General features: G+C 60.5%; 24 protein-coding genes, 2 tRNA genes and 1 pseudogene. 16 read left to right on the top strand and 11 right to left on the bottom strand.

Annotation, left to right across the window (positions count from 1 at the left end; translation table 11 throughout):
* Nucleotides 1–14 precede the first annotated feature (14 nt).
* From arsD to AB5Y90_RS10870, 3 genes are all read right to left on the bottom strand, one after another.
* Nucleotides 15–383, bottom strand: a complete 369-nt coding sequence (arsD, locus tag AB5Y90_RS10880; protein ID WP_236290052.1) for an arsenite efflux transporter metallochaperone ArsD — start codon at nt 381–383, stop codon at nt 15–17.
* Between the two features lie 4 nt (nt 384–387).
* Nucleotides 388–756 carry a helix-turn-helix transcriptional regulator gene (locus tag AB5Y90_RS10875; protein ID WP_005338181.1) on the bottom strand — a complete coding sequence of 123 codons (369 nt, stop codon included), beginning with the start codon at nt 754–756 and terminating at the stop codon, nt 388–390.
* 240 nt (nt 757–996) lie between these two features.
* Entirely contained in the window at nt 997–1,395 is a 399-nt protein-coding gene (locus AB5Y90_RS10870; RefSeq protein WP_005359119.1) for an META domain-containing protein, read from the bottom strand.
* Between the two features lie 157 nt (nt 1,396–1,552).
* On the opposite strand from AB5Y90_RS10870, the gene AB5Y90_RS10865 reads away from it, so the two are divergent.
* A complete protein-coding gene (locus tag AB5Y90_RS10865) occupies nt 1,553–2,032 on the top strand; it encodes a hypothetical protein (RefSeq protein ID WP_139441891.1) in 480 nt (159 codons plus the stop codon).
* 1 nt (nt 2,033) lies between these two features.
* Here AB5Y90_RS10865 and AB5Y90_RS10860 read toward each other — a convergent pair whose 3' ends face one another.
* Both AB5Y90_RS10860 and AB5Y90_RS10855 read right to left on the bottom strand, forming a co-directional pair.
* Nucleotides 2,034–2,513, bottom strand: coding sequence for a putative 4-hydroxy-4-methyl-2-oxoglutarate aldolase (locus AB5Y90_RS10860; RefSeq protein WP_043818759.1), 480 nt, complete (start codon nt 2,511–2,513; stop codon nt 2,034–2,036).
* A 42-nt stretch (nt 2,514–2,555) separates the two neighbouring features.
* A complete protein-coding gene (locus AB5Y90_RS10855) occupies nt 2,556–2,963 on the bottom strand; it encodes a DUF3293 domain-containing protein (RefSeq protein ID WP_368166875.1) in 408 nt (135 codons plus the stop codon).
* Nucleotides 2,964–3,359: 396 nt separating this feature from the next.
* Between AB5Y90_RS10855 and arcA the strand changes: the two genes are divergently transcribed.
* On the top strand, nt 3,360–4,079 hold the full coding sequence (gene arcA / locus AB5Y90_RS10850; protein ID WP_005338193.1) for a two-component system response regulator ArcA: 720 nt from the start codon (nt 3,360–3,362) through the stop codon (nt 4,077–4,079).
* 162 nt (nt 4,080–4,241) lie between these two features.
* Here arcA and AB5Y90_RS10845 read toward each other — a convergent pair.
* Both AB5Y90_RS10845 and AB5Y90_RS10840 read right to left on the bottom strand, forming a co-directional pair.
* A tRNA-Gly gene (locus AB5Y90_RS10845) sits at nt 4,242–4,316 on the bottom strand.
* 15 nt (nt 4,317–4,331) lie between these two features.
* Nucleotides 4,332–4,405 (bottom strand) — tRNA-Gly (locus AB5Y90_RS10840).
* Nucleotides 4,406–4,606: 201 nt separating this feature from the next.
* Here AB5Y90_RS10840 and cydD point away from each other — a divergent pair.
* The 4 genes from cydD to AB5Y90_RS10820 all read left to right on the top strand — a co-directional run bounded on the left by cydD (nt 4,607) and on the right by AB5Y90_RS10820 (nt 9,040).
* The gene (gene cydD / locus AB5Y90_RS10835; protein ID WP_368166874.1) at nt 4,607–6,376 is read left to right on the top strand and encodes a cysteine/glutathione ABC transporter permease/ATP-binding protein CydD; all 1,770 of its coding nucleotides are present in this window, start codon (nt 4,607–4,609) and stop codon (nt 6,374–6,376) included.
* Nucleotides 6,369–8,099 (top strand): cysteine/glutathione ABC transporter ATP-binding protein/permease CydC, encoded by a 1,731-nt coding sequence (gene cydC / locus AB5Y90_RS10830; RefSeq protein ID WP_368166873.1) that lies wholly within the window; start codon nt 6,369–6,371, stop codon nt 8,097–8,099. Before cydD ends, cydC begins: the two co-directional genes overlap by 8 nt.
* Before the next feature lie 173 nt (nt 8,100–8,272).
* Nucleotides 8,273–8,644: an Rcs stress response system protein RcsF gene (rcsF, locus tag AB5Y90_RS10825; RefSeq protein WP_013723982.1), complete on the top strand. Its 372-nt coding sequence runs from the start codon at nt 8,273–8,275 to the stop codon at nt 8,642–8,644.
* 9 nt (nt 8,645–8,653) lie between these two features.
* Entirely contained in the window at nt 8,654–9,040 is a 387-nt protein-coding gene (locus AB5Y90_RS10820; protein WP_043818769.1) for a DUF488 domain-containing protein, read from the top strand.
* Nucleotides 9,041–9,200: 160 nt separating this feature from the next.
* Here the strand turns inward: AB5Y90_RS10820 and AB5Y90_RS10815 are convergent, their stop codons facing one another.
* The gene (locus tag AB5Y90_RS10815; RefSeq protein WP_368166872.1) at nt 9,201–10,196 is read right to left on the bottom strand and encodes an NAD-dependent epimerase/dehydratase family protein; all 996 of its coding nucleotides are present in this window, start codon (nt 10,194–10,196) and stop codon (nt 9,201–9,203) included.
* Nucleotides 10,197–10,409: 213 nt separating this feature from the next.
* Here AB5Y90_RS10815 and tsaA point away from each other — a divergent pair, with 213 nt between their 5' ends.
* Nucleotides 10,410–11,114: a tRNA (N6-threonylcarbamoyladenosine(37)-N6)-methyltransferase TrmO gene (gene tsaA, locus AB5Y90_RS10810; protein ID WP_201948000.1), complete on the top strand. Its 705-nt coding sequence runs from the start codon at nt 10,410–10,412 to the stop codon at nt 11,112–11,114.
* A 287-nt stretch (nt 11,115–11,401) separates the two neighbouring features.
* Entirely contained in the window at nt 11,402–11,950 is a 549-nt protein-coding gene (locus AB5Y90_RS10805) for a cytochrome b (RefSeq protein WP_270804050.1), read from the top strand.
* 76 nt (nt 11,951–12,026) lie between these two features.
* On the opposite strand, the gene AB5Y90_RS10800 is transcribed toward AB5Y90_RS10805, so the two are convergent.
* Nucleotides 12,027–12,707, bottom strand: a complete 681-nt coding sequence (locus tag AB5Y90_RS10800; protein WP_270804049.1) for a polymer-forming cytoskeletal protein — start codon at nt 12,705–12,707, stop codon at nt 12,027–12,029.
* 199 nt (nt 12,708–12,906) lie between these two features.
* Here AB5Y90_RS10800 and AB5Y90_RS10795 point away from each other — a divergent pair, with 199 nt between their 5' ends.
* The 6 genes and pseudogenes from AB5Y90_RS10795 (at nt 12,907) to AB5Y90_RS10770 (ending at nt 16,513) form a co-directional block, all read left to right on the top strand.
* Entirely contained in the window at nt 12,907–13,581 is a 675-nt protein-coding gene (locus AB5Y90_RS10795) for a response regulator transcription factor (RefSeq protein WP_041201856.1), read from the top strand.
* Entirely contained in the window at nt 13,581–14,966 is a 1,386-nt protein-coding gene (locus tag AB5Y90_RS10790) for an ATP-binding protein (protein WP_005338217.1), read from the top strand. The genes AB5Y90_RS10795 and AB5Y90_RS10790 overlap by 1 nt, the downstream gene beginning before the upstream one ends.
* A 183-nt stretch (nt 14,967–15,149) precedes the next feature.
* The gene (locus tag AB5Y90_RS10785; protein WP_042009950.1) at nt 15,150–15,638 is read left to right on the top strand and encodes a TIGR00645 family protein; all 489 of its coding nucleotides are present in this window, start codon (nt 15,150–15,152) and stop codon (nt 15,636–15,638) included.
* 85 nt (nt 15,639–15,723) lie between these two features.
* Nucleotides 15,724–15,918, top strand: coding sequence for a hypothetical protein (locus AB5Y90_RS10780; RefSeq protein WP_270804048.1), 195 nt, complete (start codon nt 15,724–15,726; stop codon nt 15,916–15,918).
* Nucleotides 15,919–15,933: 15 nt separating this feature from the next.
* A pseudogene (locus AB5Y90_RS10775) lies at nt 15,934–16,152 on the top strand (GNAT family N-acetyltransferase); the annotation flags it as partial.
* Nucleotides 16,153–16,264: 112 nt separating this feature from the next.
* Complete coding sequence (locus AB5Y90_RS10770; RefSeq protein WP_005338226.1) at nt 16,265–16,513, top strand: DUF3297 family protein; 249 nt, start codon at nt 16,265–16,267, stop codon at nt 16,511–16,513.
* 127 nt (nt 16,514–16,640) lie between these two features.
* Here AB5Y90_RS10770 and AB5Y90_RS10765 read toward each other — a convergent pair whose 3' ends face one another.
* A complete protein-coding gene (locus tag AB5Y90_RS10765) occupies nt 16,641–17,918 on the bottom strand; it encodes an FAD-binding oxidoreductase (protein WP_064336976.1) in 1,278 nt (425 codons plus the stop codon).
* 45 nt (nt 17,919–17,963) lie between these two features.
* Nucleotides 17,964–18,566 (bottom strand): HTH-type transcriptional regulator PuuR, encoded by a 603-nt coding sequence (puuR, locus tag AB5Y90_RS10760; protein WP_323906269.1) that lies wholly within the window; start codon nt 18,564–18,566, stop codon nt 17,964–17,966.
* Nucleotides 18,567–18,979: 413 nt separating this feature from the next.
* Between puuR and AB5Y90_RS10755 the strand changes: the two genes are divergently transcribed.
* Both AB5Y90_RS10755 and gabT read left to right on the top strand, forming a co-directional pair.
* Nucleotides 18,980–20,443: an NAD-dependent succinate-semialdehyde dehydrogenase gene (locus AB5Y90_RS10755; RefSeq protein WP_368166871.1), complete on the top strand. Its 1,464-nt coding sequence runs from the start codon at nt 18,980–18,982 to the stop codon at nt 20,441–20,443.
* A 124-nt stretch (nt 20,444–20,567) separates the two neighbouring features.
* Complete coding sequence (gene gabT / locus AB5Y90_RS10750; RefSeq protein ID WP_047440593.1) at nt 20,568–21,857, top strand: 4-aminobutyrate--2-oxoglutarate transaminase; 1,290 nt, start codon at nt 20,568–20,570, stop codon at nt 21,855–21,857.
* Nucleotide 21,858: the final 1 nt, after the last annotated feature.

Below are 21,858 nucleotides of genomic sequence, written 5' to 3'. Positions count from 1 at the left end.
TGGTGCGTCACGACTCAGCAGCAACCGCTGCCAGAGCAGCAGCCGCCCTTGACGATCCCCTTGATGGCCGCTTGTGGCGCAGGCAGCCCGGCATAACGGGCCAGCTCGCTGCGGCTCGGATAACGGCCGGTCAACACAACCTGCCCCTCCACCAGCACCAGTGGCAACCCCTCCTCCCCGGCGTGAGTCAGAAAAGCGTTGACGGCAGGCGTCTCGGCAAACTGCATCGGCTGCTGGGCCAGATTGAAACGCTCGATGGCAACGCCCTGCTCCTTGGCCCAGGCGAGGTCGGCTGCGAAGGTGACCAGTGCCTGATCAACCTCGGTACCGCAGACACCACTGGAGCAGCAGAGGGCGGGATCAAAAATCTGAATGGAGGACATGGCATTACTCCTTGTTGCAGCAGGGCTGCGCAGGCAGAACATGGGGGGAGCAGGCTGACTCGGCACGCATCACGCCGCACGCCTCGGGATGACCGGCGCAGCACTCCTCGGTGAGGTAGGCGATCACATCCAGCATCAGGGGAATATTGGCGCGGTAGCGAAGAAAGCGCCCCTCCTGCTCCACCGACAGCAGACCGGTGTTGAGCATCGCCTTGAGGTGAAACGAGAGGGTATTGGGGGCAATATCGAGCTCGCTGGCCAGTTCACCGGCGACCCGCCCCTCCAGCCCGGCCTTCACCAGCAGCCGCCATACATCGAGCCGGATGCCGGATGCCAGCGATTCAAAGACCTTGGTGGCCATCTCTTTGTTCATCTTCACTCCCCTTGGTGCGACCTTTTTATTTCAACTATACAAGAATTGTTGAAATGATCAAGGTACGTACCGAAGCGAAGATACGAGGTGCTGGCATCAAACCAGGCAGAAAGGGGGCGACGAGTGAACAACAGTAGCGGACGACCACACAGGGTTCATTGCAGATAAACAGACGCCCTCCAGAGGGAGGGCGTATATCAGACAGTCAGAGCTGTCGGGGCAATCAGACGAACGCGTGCCTTATTTGGCAGCTGGCACAGCGTTAAAGGTGAGCAGGGCCGCCTTGTTGGCATCGCTCAGAGTCAGCTGGTTGCCGTTGATGGAGTAGGTTGCCACCTTCTCCAGCTTTTGCAGGAACTCGGTCTCTTTGTTCATGGCGTCGCCGATGCACATCATGCGAGTGGAGCCCATGGCGCCCAGCGTCAAGACACCGTCACCCTGCTTGGTGATACCGCCAAAATAACGGTTGCAGCCGCCCTTGCCCGCCACCTTGCCGTCGACCACTTGCAGGGTGAAGGTATCGCCGGTGGCGCCTTGCAGCTGCCAGCTGGATGCTTGCAGTTGAGCCATGCTGGAACCTGTTGCCATTGCGCAGCCTCCCAGTGCCAGCGCGGCCAGCAGAGTCAGTTTCTTGTTCATGGATTCACCTCTTAATTATTAGAGCCATCAATACGGCAGCCTGTTTATCATGGCTGACGCCCATGCCAAAGGATTTTATTGTGATCTCCCTTCACTTTACTACCAGCTGGCATGTGCCATGCTTAGGCTCAGTTCCGGACCCAGGGAGGGGAAACGAATGGTCAAATCACTCATCATCACACTGCTTGCAACCTGCGCCAGCTTGGCTGTTCAGGCCGCCGACTGGGCAGTGGTTCAGCCGCAATCCAACCCGTCTCTCTATGTCAAAAGTTACTCGGGTGTGCTGCTCAATGGCCATAGCCATCACAGCGACAGTTTTGATCTCTGGCTGGTCAATAGCGGCTATCAGTATCCGGTGGTGGATGATGTGACCCTCTTTATGGAAGCGGGCCCGGCGGTAGCGGATCAGAATCGCACATCCGGTTTCAATATGAGTTCGGGGATACGCTACCAGCTCTCTCCGGCATTCAATATCGGCAGCCAGATCAAGCATCTCGATCTCAACAAGGCCAGCACCCTGCTGGAGCTCAACTCCAGCCTGCTGCTGACCCCCAGACTCTCCCTCACCGCCAACTACGGCGTCAGCGCCATCACTGCCGATCAGGCACTGAGCCTGGGGGTCGGTTTCAACTTCTGAATCAGATCAGCGGCGTGGCGCTCACCACCACGCCGTTGCGATCCGCATAGACGTAATCCCCTTCGTGGATGGTCACACCGGCAAAGCTGACCACGGCACCCAGCTCTCCCAATCCCCGCTTCTCGGTCTTGACCGGACAGGCCGCCAGCGCCTTGACCCCGAGCGCCAATGTCGCCAGGGTGCCCACATCCCGCGCCGCGCCGTGGATCAGGATACCCTCCCACCCCTGCTCCACCGCCTTGACCGCCAGTTGATCGCCAAGCAGCGCACGGCGCAGCGAACCGCCACCGTCGATCACCATCACCTTGCCGTGACCGGGGCGGGTCACCAGATCCCGCACCAGACTGTTGTCTTCATAACAGGAGAGCGTTACGGCGCGACCATAGAAGATAGCCTTGCCGCCAAAATCCTGAAACACCGGGTCGGCCACTTGCAGCAAGTCGCCATGTTGATCGCAGAGGTCGGGCAGGAGATCCAGCATGATTTGATTCCTTTCAGATGCATGAAGGTGTTCATTCTTTCATCAGGCAAGATTTCTGGCAATCCAGAAGGATTCAATATTGCCCAGACAAACTGCTGATTTATCCGTCAATACTGGTGTCAGCCAGAGCTGGCCATCCTCCACCCAGTAGAGAGCATTCTGGCCAAAACGGGCAGCCAGCTGACGGGCTTGTGGCAGGGATAGCACCACCGCCAGCGATGACTCCTGCCAGCGTTCGTCCGGGTCAGCTCCCCAAAATGGCCCCACCACGGGCACCTGCAAATCCACGGTCAGATGGCGCCACAGCGCCCGTTCCCGCCGCATATTGCGTCGTTCTGTGACCCACTGGCTGGTCGGATTCCAGGCTGTGATGATGGCAAAGGCAGACCAGTCTGGTGGCTCAAATGGCGCGATAAAGCAGATTTTCTTGTAGTTTTCCCACAAATTCATGTCAATCACATGTTACATTCCATTACATTTTGTAGGGGCGAAAACCCGGTTCAGGCCAAGTATGATGCAGCTGTACCAGGGTTTGACCTATATCAAATCAGAGTTAAAAAGTTGCTATCTGACGGCAAAGAGTGTTGTTATGCTCCTGTTAACTGATAAAATGCGGCCACTTTCGTAATGGACGACCTTTCCAGGCTATGCTCGACCAGACTTGTCGGGAACCTATAAGTGGCACAGGGATACTTGCCGGTACTGATGCCTAATTCGCGATATTCCGACCTGACTCTCATACCCAGGATGACGTAATAAATTTTCAGGATCAGTCAGGAAATCGGTTTGAAACGCCAAAGAGTGTTAAATTTAAGATAATTAACTGATAAGAATCTGGGAATACTCATGCAAACACCACACATTCTGATCGTCGAAGACGAGCTGGTCACACGCAATACCCTTAAAAGCATTTTTGAAGCCGAAGGCTACATCGTGCTCGAAGCCAACAACGGCGACGAAATGCATCAAGCCCTCACTTCCCACACCATCAATCTGGTGATCATGGACATCAACCTGCCGGGCAAGAACGGCCTGCTGCTGGCCCGTGAACTGCGTGAGAACGACAATATCGCTCTGATGTTCCTGACCGGTCGTGACAACGAAGTGGACAAGATCCTGGGTCTGGAGATCGGCGCCGATGATTACATCACCAAGCCGTTCAACCCGCGCGAACTGACCATCCGTGCCCGCAACCTGCTGAGCCGCACCATGAACGTGGCAGCCGGTGGCGAAGAGAAGAAACTGGTTGAGCGCTACCTGTTCAACGGCTGGGCGCTGGATATCAACAGCCGCGCACTGGTCAGCCCGACTGGCGACATGTTCAAGCTGCCGCGCTCCGAGTTCCGCGCCATGCTGCACTTCTGTGAAAACCCGGGCCAAATCCAGACCCGTGCCGAGCTGCTGAAGAAGATGACCGGCCGTGAGCTCAAGCCCCACGACCGTACCGTCGATGTGACCATCCGTCGCATTCGCAAACACTTCGAAAGCGTCAACGATACTCCGGAGATCATCGCCACCATCCACGGTGAAGGCTACCGTTTCTGTGGTGAGCTGGAGCAGGAATAAGCTCCCGCTACGCTGTTGATCTGAAAAGGCGCCTTGGGCGCCTTTTCTATCTCTGCGGTTTGCCTTAAAAGCTGAGAAACGGTGAGCGTGACGTCGAACGGCGCACAAGACAGATGAAAAACAAAAAGCCCACTCGCAGGAGTGGGCTTTTTGTTTTGAAGCTGGAGCGGGCAGCGGGAATCGAACCCGCATCATCAGCTTGGAAGGCTGAGGTAATAGCCATTATACGATGCCCGCCTGGCATCTGAAATTTGGAGCGGGTGATGGGAATCGAACCCACGTATGCAGCTTGGGAAGCTACCGTTCTACCATTGAACTACACCCGCGTCAGGGCTCCTACTATATGCATTTTGCCGCCGAGCGCAATGGCGCCTTTGCCACTTTTTTCAATAAATCAATCTGTTCGGACAAGGATTGAACAGACGGTTGCTTTTTCAATCAAACATTTTCAACACAGATAATTTACAAGGTTGCCAAGGCCAAACGGCAAGGATAGTCTTGCGCCACTCGACGCGAGGATGGTGGTAATGGATAAAAAAACGCAAAAACGTCTCTATGGCTGGTTGCGCAAGCAATCGAGTCACGGTCGCCGCTGGATCACGATATCCATCGCTTTTGGCCTTGGCCAGGGCATTCTTATGGTGGCGCAAGCCTGGCTGCTGGCGACCCTGTTGCACGGCTTTATCATCGAAGGCTCAACGCCTGAGCAATCCATCACGCTCTTTATTACCCTGCTGCTGGTGACGCTTGGCAAAGCGGCGTTGGCCTACGGCCGGGAAGTGGCCAGCTTCAATGCGGGCAGTGCAGTACGCCAGACCATCCGCCAGCTGGTGCTCACTCGCTTAAGTCGCCTCGGCCCTGCCTATATCCAGCGCCGTCCGGCCGGTAGCTGGGCCAGCCTGTTGCTGGAACAGATCGAAAACATGCAGGATTTCTTCTCCCGCTATCTGCCGCAGATGGCCATCGCCGTCTTTATTCCGGTGGTCATTCTGGTGGCCGTGTTCCCGGTCAACTGGGCGGCAGGTCTGATCCTGCTGGGCACCGCCCCCCTCATCCCCATCTTTATGATCCTGGTAGGTGTGGGCGCCGCCGATGCCAACCGCCGCAACTTTCAGGCGCTGGCCCGTCTCTCCGGCCACTTCCTCGATCGGCTGAAAGGGCTGCGTACCCTGCAACTCTTTATGCGTACCCAGGCAGAAGGTGACGCTATTCGCGACGCCTCGGAAGATTTTCGCGAGCGCACCATGGAGGTGCTGCGCCTGGCATTTTTGAGCACCGCCGTGCTGGAGTTCTTCGCCGCCATTTCAGTCGCGCTGGTCGCCGTCTACTTTGGCTTCTCTTATATCGACCATCTGAACTTTGGTAGCTATGGGGTCAAGATCACTCTCTTTACCGGCCTGTTCGTGCTGTTTCTCGCCCCCGAGTTCTACGCCCCGCTGCGGGAACTGGGTGCCCACTACCACGCCAAGGCGCAGGCTATCGGCGCTGCCGAGCAGCTGCTTGAATTTCTCGAAGCCGAGGTGAGCGAACCGGCCGCAGGCACGGCGCCGTTCCATGCCGACAGCCCTGTCAAGGTAGAAGCAAAAGGGCTTGAAGTGCTGAGTGCCGAAGGCAAGGTGCTGGTCGGCCCCATCGACTTCACCCTGGAAGCCGGTTCGCGTACCGCCCTCATCGGCGTCAGCGGCGCAGGCAAAAGCTCGCTGGTCAACGCCCTGCTTGGCTTTGCCCCCTATCGCGGTGAACTCAAGGTCAACGGACAGGAGCTTGCCACCCTCGACATGAGCCAGTGGCGCCTGCAACTGGGCTGGCTCTCGCAAAACCCGCAGCTGTTCCACGCCTCCTTGCGCGACAACCTGCTGCTGGCCAAGCCAACGGCCAGCGATGCCGAGCTGGAAGATGCCCTGAAACGGGCACAGGCGTGGGAATTTGCCATGGAAAAGGGGCTCGACTATCCGGTCGGCGATCAGGCCGGTGGCCTCTCGGTCGGTCAGGCCCAGCGCCTCGCACTGGCGCGAACCCTGCTCAAATCAACCCAGCTGATGGTGCTCGATGAGCCTACCGCCAGTCTGGATCGCCACTCCGAGCGCGCCATCATGACCACCCTCGAGCAGGCGATGGCGGGCCAGACCCTGCTGATGATCACCCACCGCCTCGATCAGCTCACCAAGATGGACAAGATCCTGGTGCTGGCCCGCGGCCAGCTGGTGGAGCAAGGCAGCTTCCAGCAACTTAGTTCTGGGCAGGGGCCTTTTGCCCGCCTGCTCTCCCAACGTTCCGGAGGTTCTCTCGATGAGTGATCTGTTGCCGTTTCTGCGCCTCTATCGCCAACACTGGCTCAGCCTCACCATTGGTTTGCTGCTGGCGCTGGTGACCCTGGCCGCCGGCATGGGACTACTCTCCCTCTCCGGCTGGTTCCTCTCCGCCGCCGCCGTGGCGGGGATGACAGTTGCGACGACCCATGCCTTTAACTACATGACCCCTGCGGGCGGGGTGCGCTTCTTCTCCATCGTCCGTACCGCCGGTCGCTGGGGTGAGCGGGTCGTGAGCCACGACGCCACCTTCAGGGTACTGACCCGACTGCGGGTCTGGTTCTGGCAGAAACTCTCGCCGCTCTCCACCGGTACCCTGGCCGGTTTCCGTCAGGCGGATCTGCTCAACCGACTGGTAGCCGACATCGATGCGATGGACCACGTCTATCTGCGGCTGATCACCCCCATAGGCGCGGCCCTGCTCAGCACCGCCGGACTGGTCTTCTTCCTGTCGTTTTTCGACAGCCGTCTCGCCCTCACCCTGGGTGCCATTCTGCTGTTTGGCATGATCGCTCTGCCGCTGGTGTTCTACTTCCTCGGCCGTCGCCCCGGTCAGGCGCTGATTGCCGAAAAATCGACCCTGCGTACACGGATGGTGGACTATCTGGATGGTCAGGCCGAGCTGCAGATGTTTGCCGCCGCCCCCAAGGCGCTGGTTGAGCTGCAACAAGCCGAACAGGCGCTGCTCGTCGCGCAGGCCCGGATGGCCAAGGTGAGCGGGCTGGCCAACTTCTCGGTACAACTGCTGAGCGGCTGGACCCTGACCCTGATGCTCTGGCTGGCCGGTCATGGGGTAGCGGGTGCGCCGCCCGACCCCATTACCGCATTGATGGTCTTTGCCACCCTGGCAAGCTTCGAGGCACTGATGCCGCTGGCGGGGGCTTTCCAGCACCTCTCCACCAGCCTCACCTCGGCACGCCGCCTGAACGAGATCCTGCAAGAGGCAAAAGCCCCCGTGTGGGGCGACGAGCAGACCCACGCCACCGCTGGCGCGCTGCAGATCAATGACCTCTATTTTGGCTACCCGGGCAACCCCCAGCCGGTGCTGCGTGGCTGCACCCTGCAACTGCACGCCGGTGAGAAGCTGGCGCTGCTGGGCCAGACCGGCTGCGGCAAATCGACCCTGATGGGGCTGCTGACCCGGGAGTGGAGCCCGCAGGCTGGCAAGATCCTGCTGGGTGGCAAGCCGCTCACCGACTACAGCGAAGGGGCGCTGCGCGCCTCCATCTCGGTGGTGAGCCAGCGGGTGCATCTGTTTGCCGATACCTTGCGGGGCAACCTCAAACTGGCCGCCCCAACCGCCTCTGACGAGCAGCTGATTGCAGTGCTGACCCAGGTCGGGCTGGCCAATCTGCTGGAAGATGAGGCGAGCCTCGACGCCTGGCTCGGTGACGGCGGCCGCCCCCTCTCCGGTGGTGAGCGTCGCCGTATCGGCATCGCCCGCGCCCTGCTGCACGATGCGCCGCTCTGGCTGCTGGACGAACCGACCGAAGGGCTAGACAGCCAGACCGAGCGGGAGATCATGGATCTGCTGTTCCGGCTTGGGGCAGCTCGCACCTTGCTGCTCATCTCCCACCGCCTGCTGGGGATGGAACAGATGGACCGGATTGCCCTGATGGAAGAGGGACAGATCCGCCTCTGCGCCCCGCACAACGAGCTGCTGGGGGATGATTACTACCGCAGCCTCTATCAGCGACTGGCTCCTGTTTGATATCAGGCTGATATCAGCCTGATGGGGGTCACACCCCGACAACCGGGCGCAAAACGGGGCTGGTCGCCGCAGGCGGCTGGCCCCTATAATGTCCCCTCATTATTCAACAAGATGCCGACATGGAGCGCCTGCGCATTTCTACTGTCCTCATCACCGACACAAGATACGAGACGATGAAACGCCTGATCCTGATGATGCCCCTGATTGCCTCCGGCTGTGCCAACTACGCCTTCAACAGCAATCTGGATAAAGAGAACTTCGACGAATACTTCAAACCCGGTAGCGTGCGCATCTATGAACAGGATGAGCTGGCTGACCTCAACTACCTCTACCTCGGCACCATCGAGGGTGAATCCTGCCAGGCCGATGCCAACCAGCCGGTGCCCAACGCCGGTGAAGCGCGCACCCTGGCTCGCCGCCGCGCGGCCGACATGGGTGGCAACGGCGTCACCATCGACAAGTGCGCCGAGTTCAGCGACACCCCGGGCTGCCTGAAACAGGTGATCTGCTACGGGCAGGCGCTGAAAGTGGCCGAAGAGAAGTAACCCGCTGTCATGGCCCTCGCTATCGTTCGCCTTGGCAGCCCGCGCCTGCCCGATGAGGGGCTGCGGATCGGCACGGTGCGCCGTCCACCCCGCGGCGTACCCAAGAGCGAATTTGCCAGCCAGCATTGGTACGATGTCTGGTTCCCAAATCTGGCCCCCAGCAGCGAGACCATGAAGCTGGGGCAGGCAGCCGAGACACCCGCCCAGTGGGCGGCGTTTGGCAAACAGTACAAGGCCGAGATGGCGCAACCTGCCGCCAGGCATGATCTGGCGCTACTGGCCGCCCTCTCTCATACCACCAACCTCTCGGTCGGTTGCTACTGCGAGCAGGAGTCCCGCTGCCATCGCGCCATCTTGAAAGAGCTGCTGGTAGCCGCAGGGGCCACCATCCGCTAACTCGGTGAGCGACATCGATGGGATGGGGAATCGCGTCAGCCTCTATTCGGCAACCATCAGGCATGGATAGACAGAGAGGGCATCCCGCGGGATGCCCTCTCTCGTTGTATTCACACCTGCCGCGCCACGCTCGACAGCAGCGGCTCGATGCACTCTCCTATTACAGACTGGGCTCCAGCAACTGCTGCCGCAGCGAAGTCTCCTCGGCCTGAGTCATGGCATTCGCCGCTACCCCGGCGGCAGGCTCGATGGCCAGCCAATTGGCAAGGTCGGCGGCGGTCTCCTCCAGCGGCCGGAAATTCAACCCGTGGACGATGGCCGCCTCGGCGCTTATAGAGCCGTAACCGACAAACTCCGCCTGCGCGCAGGGCAGCAGGGTGGGATAGCTCTGCGAAGGCTCGATTCCGGCCGCCATCAGGGTGGACCAGGGCAGCCACTCGGGCTGGATGGGGCGGGCGGGCTGCAACCGGGCGCTCAGCCGCTCCAGCCAGTCACTCAAGGTAATACCGGATTTGAGCAAGTTGAATGTGCCCCCCAACTGCTGCTCGGCCGCGCGCAACACAAACTCGGCGCAGTCGCGCACATCGAGATACTGCAAGCGATCCTCGCCACTGCCCGGCAGCAACCAGGGCCCGCCCTGCTGCACCCGCTTAATCCACCAGGCCATGCGCCCGGTAGGATCATGGGGGCCACACAACACGCCCGGGCGCAGGATGCAAAGCCGCTCACCCCAGCGGGCGCGATACTCCTGCTCGCACAACACCTTGAGGGGGCCATAGTCAGTGGGCATTTCCCCTTCGGGGATAGCATGCAGCGGCGCCGACTCATTCATCCCGGGCATTGAGAAATCGCGATAGACGCTGATGGTGGAGATAAAGATCAGCCGCGTGCAGCGCCCGAGCAAGGCGGCCGAGAGGCTTGCCGCCTGCTCGGGGCGATAGCAGCAGGTATCGATGACGAGATCCCACTGCAACCCGGCCCCTTGCAGGGCGCTCAGGCTCTTGTCCCTGTCGCCGGTGAGCTGCACCAGATCGCGCCAGTCCGGATGCTGGTGCAGGCCGCGATTGAACAGCGTCACTTCATGGCCCCAATCCAGCGCCAGCGCGGTGAGGTGACGCCCCAAAAAGCCGGTGCCACCGATAATCAGCAGTTTCATCCCTCTCCCTCCCCCTTCGGCGCGAGTGCGCACATTTCATTCTGACACGCCAGTTGCCTCCACCCTACGCAACTTGGTGCGCGGGCACAGCCCCCGACTGGCCGGGATGGGACAGGGATCACGGCAGCGCCGCAGAAATGGGCGTAATAAGGCCGAACCTGCGTTTTGGGGCCGCCTGTGCTAAATTGCCGGGGTTTTCAGTCAGGATCCGCCATGAAGTTCGAAATCGACACCCTCGGGATCATCCGCTCTCCCTACAAGGAGAAGTTCGCCATCCCCCGCCAGCCCGGACTGGTTAAATCGGCCCGCGCCCGCCTCGAGCTGCTCCCCCCTTACGATCAGCCGGATGTGCTGCGCGGCATCGAGCAGTTCTCCCATCTGTGGCTCAGCTTCGTCTTTCATCAGACCATGGCGCAGGGCTGGCACCCGACGGTGCGCCCGCCGCGCCTTGGCGGCAACGAACGGGTCGGCGTCTTTGCCACCCGCTCTACTTTCCGCCCCAATCCGCTAGGGCTCTCGGTGGTCGAGCTGCACGGGGTCGGTCGCGAGCGTGGCAAGCTGTGGCTGGAGCTGGGGTCGGTGGATCTGCTCGATGGCACCCCCATCGTCGATATCAAACCCTATATTCCCTATGCCGACAGCCTGCCGGATGCCCGTGGTGGTTTTGCCCCCGACGCCCCCACCCCGCCGCTGGCGGTGAGCTTCAGTGCCGAGGCCGAGCTGCAGTTGCAACCCTGGCTCAAGGCCCACCCCGAGCTGCGCCAGCTGGTGAGCGAAGTGCTGGCGCAAGATCCGCGCCCCGCTTACAAGAAGGGCAAGCCCGATGAGAAGGAGTACGGGGTGCGGCTGTTTGACTGCAACGTCCGTTTTCGCATCAACGAGCCGGATTGCGTGGTGCTGGCCATCGAGCCCGCCTGAACCTGGGCGGGCCGACATCAATGATGCTATTTCACGCCTTCTTCACGTCACAAGGGGCTTAATGAGCCTGTAAATTGTGTGGCATTGATCAGACTATCCACCCGGTTGCCAGTGATACCATGCACACAGCAGAGGGCATCTCCTCTCTGACTGATGCCAGCAGCAGGCTATCGATGTATGGCAAGCATGGTAGCCCGGCTGTTGCCGCCAAAGGATCTGGCCTCGCTCCGACACGCTTGAGTGCGGGGATGCCACACGGAGTGACAGCACTTCGAAGGAACAAAACTATGCTGATGAACAGTGAACAACGTTATGGCACCCTGAATATCGTGCTGCACTGGCTGACCCTGTGGGCCATGATCGCCGTCTACGCCCTGATCGAATTTCGCGATATTTTCCCCAAAGGGGACCCTGGCCGGGATCTGATGAAGGAGTGGCACTTTATGCTGGGGCTGCTTATCTTCGCCCTGGTCTTTGTCAGACTGGCCCTGCGCTGGATGAGCCCGACACCCCGTATCGTGCCCGAGCTCTCCCCGATCATGCACAAGCTGGCAAAACTGGCCCACCTCGCCCTCTACGGTTTTCTGATGCTCACCCCGCTGTTTGGCTGGCTGCTGCTGAGCGCCGCGGGCAAGCCCATCCCCTTCTTCGGGCTTGAGCTGCCTGCCCTGCTCTCCCCCAGTCCGGACCTCAAGGGACTGATCAAGGAGGTGCACGAGACGCTGGGTAATATCGGTTACGCCCTGATCGGCCTGCACACGGTGGCGGCCCTCTATCACCACCATATTCTCAAAGACAACACCCTCACCAATATGCTGCCGCCACGCCGCAGCTAACCGGTGACAGATAAACGCAGAGGGGGCCATCGTAGCCCCCTCTCTGTTTTCCTGAACAGCACGCTTGCAAAGAGCATCACGCCTGCTTGGCCAGCTCCTCGGTCGGCTTGCCTTTCGGTTCGTGCGGCAGCTTTTTCACATTGCTCTTGCTCTCCGGCTGCTTGCTCCCGGACGAACTGTTTTCAGACAAGGCTTGCAACACAGGATAGGCCTTGCCGGCCACGGTGGGCTGGGACTGGCCAACAAAGTTGCCGCCTTTGCAGATGGAGAGACTGCCCCCCTTGAAGATCCCCTGCATCTTGCCGCTCTCCAAGATCTCCACCTCGGCGGAGGTACAGGTGCCTTCCAGCAGACCATTGATGATCACGTGGGGCGCACTCACCTCTCCCTCAACGCTACCGCCCTGCATGATGCGCAGCACACCACCGATGAGCTGGATGGTGCCATTGACCTGACCGCGCACCTCCAGATCCCCCTCCACCTGCAACTCGCCCTTGAAGCGGGCACCGGCTGCAATCACAGTGGCACCGGCCGACCCAGTAGCCGCACCACCTTTGTTTCTTCCAAACATCCGTACTCTCTCCACCAACCACACAAGCAGAACCAGCGGCATCGGCGCCACTGGCCACAGAAAACAGGGCGACCCCAGCACGTAGAGCAGCAAGGCTGCCCCCCAGCAGAGCCAGACAATATAGAGGAAGTCACTGCGCTCACGCTGTTGCAGTCGCGCCAGCAGCCTCCCGGCCATCTCTCTCATCACATCAAACCTTTCGCAGCATGGCTGCCGACCAGCAGGCCATCGACAAGCCGGACCATGGTTAAACGACCAGTTGGCACGAACTCTGAAGTCCCGCTGATTCAGTCCCGATACAGCCGGGATGCATTAGGATTCGAATTGACTCGAAGCGACATACACTTTCTAATTGACAGCCTGGATCCCTATGACCGCTCACATCATGAAAATTCTGTTGGTCGAAGACGACAAGCTGCTCAATCACCACCTCTCCTCTCTGCTGACCGAAGCCGACAATCAGGTCTACAGCACCGACCAGGCCGGGATTGCACTGCACTACGCCGCCGACTATCCCATTGATGTGGCCATCATCGACCTCGGTCTGCCCGATATGGACGGCCTGCAACTGATCCGGCAACTGCGCGAACGGCAGATCCCCTTCCCCATCATTGTGCTGACCGCCCGTGGCAACTGGCAGGACAAGGTCGAAGGATTGGAAGCGGGTGCTGATGACTATCTGGTCAAACCGTTCCAGAAAGATGAGCTGCTGGCCCGACTCAATGCGCTGGTGCGCCGCAGCGCCGGTTTTATCTCGCCCAGGGTGAAAGCCGGTGATTACGAGCTGGATCTCTCCCGCAAGGAGCTGACTATCGCCGGCGAAGTAGCGGTGCTCACCAGCTTTGAATACCTCATTCTGGAGTACCTGATGCGCAACGCCCGTCAGGTGGTCTCCAAGCAGCAACTGCTCGACCAGCTCTACGGCGACGGCGAAGGGGACCCCAACACCATCGAGGTGATGGTGAGCCGCCTGCGCAAGAAGCTGGATCCGGAAGGGACGATTCAACCCATCTCCACCATCCGGCGTCAGGGTTATATCTTCAACCTCTCCTGTAACTGATGCAGTTTCATCTGCCGCGCCCCATCAAGATGATCCGCAGCTCACTGCACATCAAACTGCTGCTCAGCTCGCTGCTGGTCATCGCGCTGATCATGGGGTTTGCCGTCTACGCCCTCTATCTTGGCCACGTCGAGGAGCAGACCCAGAAGGCCAGCGCCCGGATGCAGGAGAACCTGGCCAAGCTGTTTTCCTCCACCGAGCCGGATGACAAGGGGTCGAACGTCGAGCTGGGGCGGATATCCCGTGGTGCGGGGGATCGCAACCTCGATACCCTGATCTGCCGCGCCGATGGCGATCTGGTCTGGTCTAGCCTCCATATGCCGGAGGTGATCAAGGCCAAACAGACCATCTGCGGCGATCTGATGAAGTATCTGGGGGGGATGGATCTCGACTACTTCTTCAAGAAGCACACCATCAAGAACGGCGAGAGCTACTTCGTCTACAGCCTGCGGTTTATCCGCAATCCCGGCAGCGGCACCACCGCCTACTACGTGGTGATGATCGACTCGGCCAAACGCTATCACGAAGAGTCCCGCACCTACCTCTACCAGACCGCCAAACAGGCGCTGCTCGCCTATATGCTGCTGGCCGGGCTGCTGCTGCTCACCACCTTCTGGAGCCTCAGCTCCCTGCGCACCATCGCCCGTCAGATCGACGATATCCGGGCCGGCAAGCGCGATGACCTCTCGAGCGATTTTGAGCGAGAGCTGGCCCCGCTGACCGACTCCATCAACCAGCTGCTGGAAAACGAACGCCAGCAGACCCAGCGCTACCAGCACGCCCTCAACGATCTCGCCCACAGCCTGAAAACCCGGCTGGCGCTGATCCAGATCACCACCCGCGAAGTGAAGCTGGGGCGGGAGATCCACGACAACATCAACGAGCAGATCCTCACCATGGATCAGATGATCCAGTATCAGCTCAGACGAGCCGTGACCGGCCGCCAGCGCCTTGCCAGCAAGGGTACCGAGCCGGTACCGCTGATTGAAAAACTGCTGGCCAGCCTGACCAAGGTCTATCGCCACAAGAAGCTGCAAACCCACTTCAAGTTCGATGATGACGCCCTCTTCCACGGCGAACAGGGCGACCTGATGGAGCTGATGGGCAACCTGCTCGACAACGCCTGCAAGTTTGCCATCAGCGAAGTGAAGGTGACGGTGCGCCGCCATCTCGAGCGGCTGCGTATCGAAGTGGAAGATGATGGCCCGGGTATCGACCCGGCCAAATCGGAGCAGATCTTCCAGCGCGGCGTGCGGGCAGACAGTTCACCCGGTCAGGGTATAGGTCTGGCGGTGGTGACTGAAATCGTCCACAGCTACGGCGGCCAGATCCGGGTCGATGAATCCCCCCTCGGCGGCGCCCGCTTTACCCTGGATCTGCCCTGACACCGGATAGGCCCGACCACGGGCCCTCTGCCACCCGCTGCACTGCCCTACACAGTGTAAAATACTCCTGCCTGACACCACCCAATTCAGCAATATGCTATCCAGATGCTTGAGATGTGAGGCATCTCGGTTAAGCTATGGCCGACTCGTTTGTTAACCATTTGATGGATCTGTAATCGCACTATGGAAAACATGTTTGAAAGATTGATGTACGCATCCCGCTGGATCATGGCCCCCATTTATCTTGGGCTCAGCCTCATACTGCTGGCACTGGGAGTGAAATTCTTTCAGGAGATCCTCCATATCCTGCCCAACATACTGGAGATGAAAGAGGTGGACCTGGTGCTGGTCACACTGTCGCTGATCGATATCACCCTGGTGGGGGGACTTATCGTGATGGTGATGTTTTCCGGCTATGAGAACTTCGTCTCGCGCCTCGATGTCGGGGATGAGGGCGACAAACTGGTGTGGCTCGGCAAGCTGGATGCCGGCTCCCTGAAAAACAAGGTCGCCGCCTCCATTGTCGCCATCTCCTCTATTCACCTGCTCAAGGTGTTTATGAATGCCGAAAATCTCCCCAACGACAAGATCAAGTGGTACCTGCTGATCCACATCACCTTTGTCCTCTCGGCCTTCGCCATGGGCTACCTCGACAAGCTGACCCGCAAATAGTAGCCAGCCTGCGATAGACGATATGCCCGATAACACGACATGGATCGGGCATATCGTGCGACCACTCTTCACAGTCGAGGCCAATATGATCCGCCCATTATCTGCCACCGATCTGGATGCCGCCGTCGAGCTCTGGTATCAGGCATCGGTGCAAGCCCACGACTATATTTCCGCCGCCTTTTGGCATGAGCAACGGGCAGCGATACGGGATATCTATCTGCCCGCCAGCAAGAGCTGGGTCTATGAGGAGGATGGACAGCTACTGGGCTTTATCTCCTGATATCAGGGGTCTGTTGCCGCGCTGTTTATTTCCCCTGATCACCAATCACACGGGTTGGGTCGCCAACTGCTCGAACACCTCAAAGCCCAATATGACCGGCTCGAGTTGACGGTCTACGCCGAAAATGAGCAGGCGCGGCGCTTCTATTCCCGCAACGGTTTTAAAGAGGGTGAGCAGCAGTTCTGCGAGCATAGCGGTCGCCCCGAGCTGGTGATGCATTGGCAACGAGGATAAGCGGGTCGCCCATAGCGATGGCGAGCACGCTTTGCCTGTTTTGTGGCCGCCTTGAATGCCATGGCGGCATTCTCTACAATGACCCACTTTTTATTCATTTCGGGTTATATCGATGAGCGATACCAGCACCAAACCGGCTCTGCCAGATCACCTCTCCTGCAATCCCCGCAGCCCTCACTATGTGGCCGCCTGCTTCGAGCACCCGATCGGTATTCGCCTGAACGGCAAAGAGCGCACCGATGTCGAGGAGTACTGCATCAGCGAAGGTTGGGTGAAGATCCCCTCCCCCAAAGCGCTGGATCGCCGTGGTCAGCCCATCCTGATCAAACTCAAGGGCACCGTTGAAGCCTTCTACAGCTAATCAGCGCGCTACTGCTTGATAAACAACAAGGCCACCCTCACGGTGGCCTTGTTGTTTCTGGTATTGGTGCTGGCGTCAGCGTTATCTACGCGGCACCCACCAGCCCACATTTCTCGCTGGGCAGCTCTTATACACCCAAGCGGTCGCGCAGGGTGTACCAGGCGGCGCCCGCAGCAGTGAAGGGGATGCGGAACAGGCGGCCACCCGGGAAGGGGTAGTGCGGCAGTTTGGCAAAGGCATCGAAGCGCTCCGCCTGACCGCTCAGCACCTCGGAGAGCAGCTTGCCCGCCAGATGGGTGCAGGTGACGCCGTGACCGCTGTAGCCCTGCATGTAGTAGATGTTGGGGCCGATGCGGCCAAACTGCGGCAGCCGCGACAGGGTGAGCAGGAAGTTGCCGGTCCAGGTGTACTCCACCTTGACGTCGGCCAGCTGCGGGAAGGTTTTCAGCATCTTGGGGATGATCAGCCGCTCGATATCCGCCGGATCCCGCGCCCCATAGACCACGCCACCGCCATAGAGAAGCCGGTGATCGCCGGAGGTACGGTAGTAGTCGAGCAGGTAGTTGCAATCCTCCAGACAGTAGTTCTGCGGCAAGAGTGAACGGGCCCGCTCCTCCCCCAGCACTTCGGTGGCGATCACCTGGGTGCCGCAGGGCATGCTCTTGCTGGCCAGTTCCGGCACCAGATTGCCGAGGTAGGCATTGCCCGCCACCACCACAAAGCGCGCCTTCACCGCCCCCTTGGCGGTCTTGACCAGTGCTGGTTGACCCGGGGTGATACTGGTGACGGCGGACTGCTCGAAGATCTGCCCACCCTGGATGCGGATGGCTTCCGCCTCCCCCAACGCCAGGTTGAGGGGGTGGATATGACCGCCGCTCTTGTCGAGCAGGGCGCCGACATAGCGATCGCTCGCGACCACCTCGCGCACCCCCTTGGCATCGAGCAGCTCCAGCTGGTCGTTACCCCACTTCTGCCAGCGGGCGTATTGGGATTTGAGCTCGTGCAGCTGCTTCTCGGTCTCGGCGGCAAAGACCCCCCCCTCCTGCAGATCGCACTGTATGTTGTAGCGCTTGATCCGCTCGCGGATGATCTGCCCCCCCTCAAACAACATGGAACCGAGCAGCCTGGCCTGATCCGGCGGGCAGTTCGCTTCTATGGTGTCGATGTCGCGGCTGTAGGAGTTGACGATCTGGCCGCCGTTGCGGCCGCTGGCGCCAAAGCCGACCCGCGCTGCCTCCAGCACCACCACCTTGTAACCCTTCTCCACCAGATGCAGGGCGCTGGATAGGCCGGTATAGCCCGCCCCGATGACGCAGACATCGCACTCCAGCTGCTCGGTCAATGTCGGGTAGGGCGCGTGTTTATTAGCGCTGGCTGCGTAGTAACTGTTTACATGTTCGGTCATGATCCCTGTTTCCTTACCGGTTCGGTTGCCAAACTACTGTCAGGATTAAAAGCTCGCCGGGGTGTGGGCGCTGACGATGCGACAGGTCTCCCCCGACGGATTGCTGAAGCTGTGGGGCTCGCCGGTGTCGATCACATAGCTGTCGCCCGCCTCCAGCGGATAACTCTGGCCCGCCACCGTCAGGATCACCGACCCCTCCAGCACGGTGCCGACCTCCTCCCCCTGATGGGTCACCTGACCGCCGGTGTCGGTGCCGGGGGGATAGGTCTCCAGCATAAAGCCGAGCTGGCGGCGGTTGTTGCCGTTGTGCACCAGCTTGAGAGAGACCCCCTGACTGCCCAGCTCGATCAACTGATCCGCCTTGATCACCACCTCCGGAGTGCGGCTCTCCTCCTCGGCGAAGAAGCGCGACAGCGGCAGGCCATAGATGGTGAGCAGCTTTTGCAGGGAGGCGACCGAGGGGCTCACTTTGTCCTGCTCGATCATGCAGATGGCGCCATGAGTCAGGCCGCTCAACTCGGCCGCCCGCCGCTGGGAGAGCCCCAGCTGATGGCGTACCGCCGCCAACCGTTCCCCCATGGTGCGCGCCCCGGCGTCAGCCGCACCCAACGGTCGAGCCACGCTCTCCCGGCTCTGTGGCCCGCTCATGACAAGCCCCCTGCTGCGCTATCTCTGCATCCTTGCATCATCAGCCTCTCCTGCTTGCGCGTGATCGCATCGGATCAGGCGCAGCCTGTTTACCCTGCTGGTTAAAATAGCCGACCAGCTTTCCCTTGCCGTTCACTATGTTACACAGCACAGCCGTTCATTATTTTGCACACCTGATTTACCATCCCCCGGTCGTTTGCCCACTTACAGCCTGCAAGCGAACTGGAGAAAGCGCGCTACACAGCCCATTTTCTAGCATGGCGCCCCCCAGCAATTCAAATATATTTAACACTTGAAAAACATTTCAGCTCAAATTATGGTCTTCCTGTGCTTATTATTTTATACGGCAGCGGCGCAGGAAGGGTCGGCTCACTCCGGCAACCAGCTGCTCTGACCCACACTCGAGGCTTCTCATGTCAGGAACAACATCCCACTCCAGCTTGATCACATCCCGCGCCTATATAGATGGACAGTGGTGCGAGGCCGCCAGCGGCTGCACCTTCGAGGTCACCAACCCCGCCAGCGGTGCCGTCATTACCCAGGTGCCCGACATGGATGCCGAGGATACCCGCCGCGCCATCGCGGCCGCCCACGCGGCGCAACCCGCCTGGGCGGCGCTGACCGCCAAGGAGCGCAGCAACAAGCTCTACGCCTGGTTTGCCGCCATCACAGCCCACAGCGATGAGCTGGCACGTATCATGACCTGCGAGCAGGGCAAGCCGCTGGCGGAAGCCAGGGGCGAGGTGACCTATGGTGCCAGCTTTATCCAGTGGTTCGCCGAGGAGGGCAAGCGCGCCTATGGCCGCACCATCCCGGGCTTTAGCGGCGATCGCCGGTTGGCCACCATCAAGCAGCCGGTCGGGGTCGTCGCCGCCATCACCCCGTGGAACTTCCCCATTGCCATGATCACCCGCAAGGCAGGCCCGGCGCTGGCCGCCGGTTGCACTATCGTCATCAAACCTGCCGCCGAAACCCCGCTCTGCGCGCTGGCGCTGGCGCTGCTTGCCGAGCAGGCAGGCATCCCCGCCGGTGTCATCAATATCGTCACCAGCCATCAGGCGAGCGCGGTGGGCAACGAGCTGTGCAGCAATCCGGTGGTGCGCAAGCTCTCCTTCACCGGCTCCACCCGCATCGGCAAGCTGCTGATGCGCCAGTGCGCCGACACCATGAAGAAGCTGTCACTGGAGCTGGGTGGCAACGCCCCCTTTATCGTCTTTGACGACGCAGACCTCGACGCCGCCGTGGCCGGGGCGCTCGCCTCCAAATACCGCAACGCCGGGCAGACCTGTGTCTGCGCCAACCGCATTCTGGTGCAGGCCAGTGTCTATGACGCCTTCGCCGAGAAGCTGACTGCCGCCGTCAAGGCCTTCAAGGTGGGAGATGGCATGGCGGAGGGCACCCAGATCGGCCCGCTCATCAACCCGGCTGCCGCCAGCAAGGTGGCCGAGCTGGTGCAGCAATCGGTCGCCGCCGGTGCCGAAGTGCTGCTGGGGGGCGAAGCTCACCCCGCCGGTCCCCTTTTTTACCGCCCCACCATTCTGGGCAAGGTGGATAAAACCAACCCCATCCTGCAGGAGGAGATCTTCGGCCCGGTCGCCCCGCTGGTGTGCTTCGAGACGGAAGCCGAAGCCATCGCCATTGCCAACGACACCCCTTATGGCCTGGCCGCCTACTTCTATGGCCGCGACATCGCCCGGGTGTGGCGCGTCGCCGAGCAGCTGGAATACGGTATGGTCGGCATTAACGAGGGGATCATCTCAACCGAATTGGCCCCCTTTGGCGGCATCAAGGAGTCGGGGCTGGGCCGGGAAGGGGCAGCCGAGGGACTGGAGGAGTATCTCGAGACCAAATACCTCTGCTTTGGCGCCATTCGCTAGGGCAGCAACAGAGAGATAAGGCGCCGCCGATCTGGCCTTATGGGCTGATCGGCGGTGATGGGCGCCAAAACGCCTGCCACATTTTCAGGGAATATCGGGGGCTGCGGCCCCTCAGGGAGGAAAGATGAGTCAGTCAGAATCAAACAAGGCGTGGCAAGCGCGCCGCGAAGCGGCCGTGGTCAACGGCGTTGGCACCCTGCTGCCGGTCTTTATCGACCGGGCGCAAAATGCCGAGCTGTGGGATGTGGAGGGCAACCGCTACATCGACTTTGCCTCCGGCATCGCCGTGCTCAACACCGGTCACAACCACCCCAAAGTGGTGGCAGCGGTGCGCGAGCAGCTGGAAAAGTTCAGCCACACCTGCTTTCAGGTCACTCCCTACCCGGGCTATATCGAGCTTGCCGAGAAGCTCAACGCCCTGGTGCCCGGCCCGACCCCGAAGCGCACCCTGTTTCTCTCCACCGGCGCCGAGGCAGTCGAGAACGCCATCAAGATTGCCCGCGCCCACACCGGTCGCAGCGGCACCATCGCCTTCAAGGGGGGCTTTCACGGCCGCACCATGATGGGGATGGCGCTCACCGGCAAGGTGGTGCCCTACAAGACCGGCTTTGGCCCCTTCCCGGGGGAGGTCTACCACATCCCCTTCCCCGCCGATTATCTGGGGGTGAGTGAAGAGGATGCCCTGCACGCCCTCGAGCTCTGTTTCAGTGCCGACATCGAGCCGAGCAGGGTGGCCGCCATCATTATCGAGCCGGTACAGGGCGAAGGGGGCTTCTACCCTGCCTCCCCGAGCTTTATGCAGAAGCTGCGCAGCGTCTGCGACCAGCACGGCATTCTGCTGATCTGCGACGAGATCCAGAGTGGTTTTTGCCGCACCGGCAAGACCTTCGCCACCGAGTATGCCGGCATCGAGCCGGACATCATGACGTTGGCCAAGAGTCTGGCGGGGGGCTTCCCCCTGTCAGCGGTGGTGGGCAAGGCGGAGATCATGAACTCGGCCAAACCGGGTGGTCTGGGTGGCACCTATGCGGGATCCCCCATCGCCTGCGCCGCCGCGCTGGCGGTCTTGCAGGTGATCGACGAGGAGAAACTCAACCAGAAAGCGCTGGATCAGGGGGAGCAGATCAAGGCGGGGCTGGAACGCATAGCCGAGCGTTTTGACTGCATAGGTCAAATTCGCGGCCCCGGTGCCATGGTGGCCATGGAGCTGGTGAAACGCCGTGATGCCAGCCAGCCCGATCCCGACCTCACCAAACGTCTGGTGGCCGAGGCGGGCAAACGCGGTCTGGTCCTGCTCTCATGCGGGGTGCGCGCAAATGTCATCCGTTTTCTCGCCCCCCTGACAGCCCCTGCGGCAGTGATTGACGAGGGGCTGCAACTCCTTGAAAAATCACTGGAGGCCGTGCTGGCCTGAC

It is taken from the genome of Aeromonas sp. R4-1, assembly GCF_040908325.1.
Lineage (GTDB): Bacteria > Pseudomonadota > Gammaproteobacteria > Enterobacterales > Aeromonadaceae > Aeromonas > Aeromonas veronii.
Note: the sequence above shows the minus strand (reverse complement) of the source record. Positions and strands in the feature narration are given on the sequence as shown.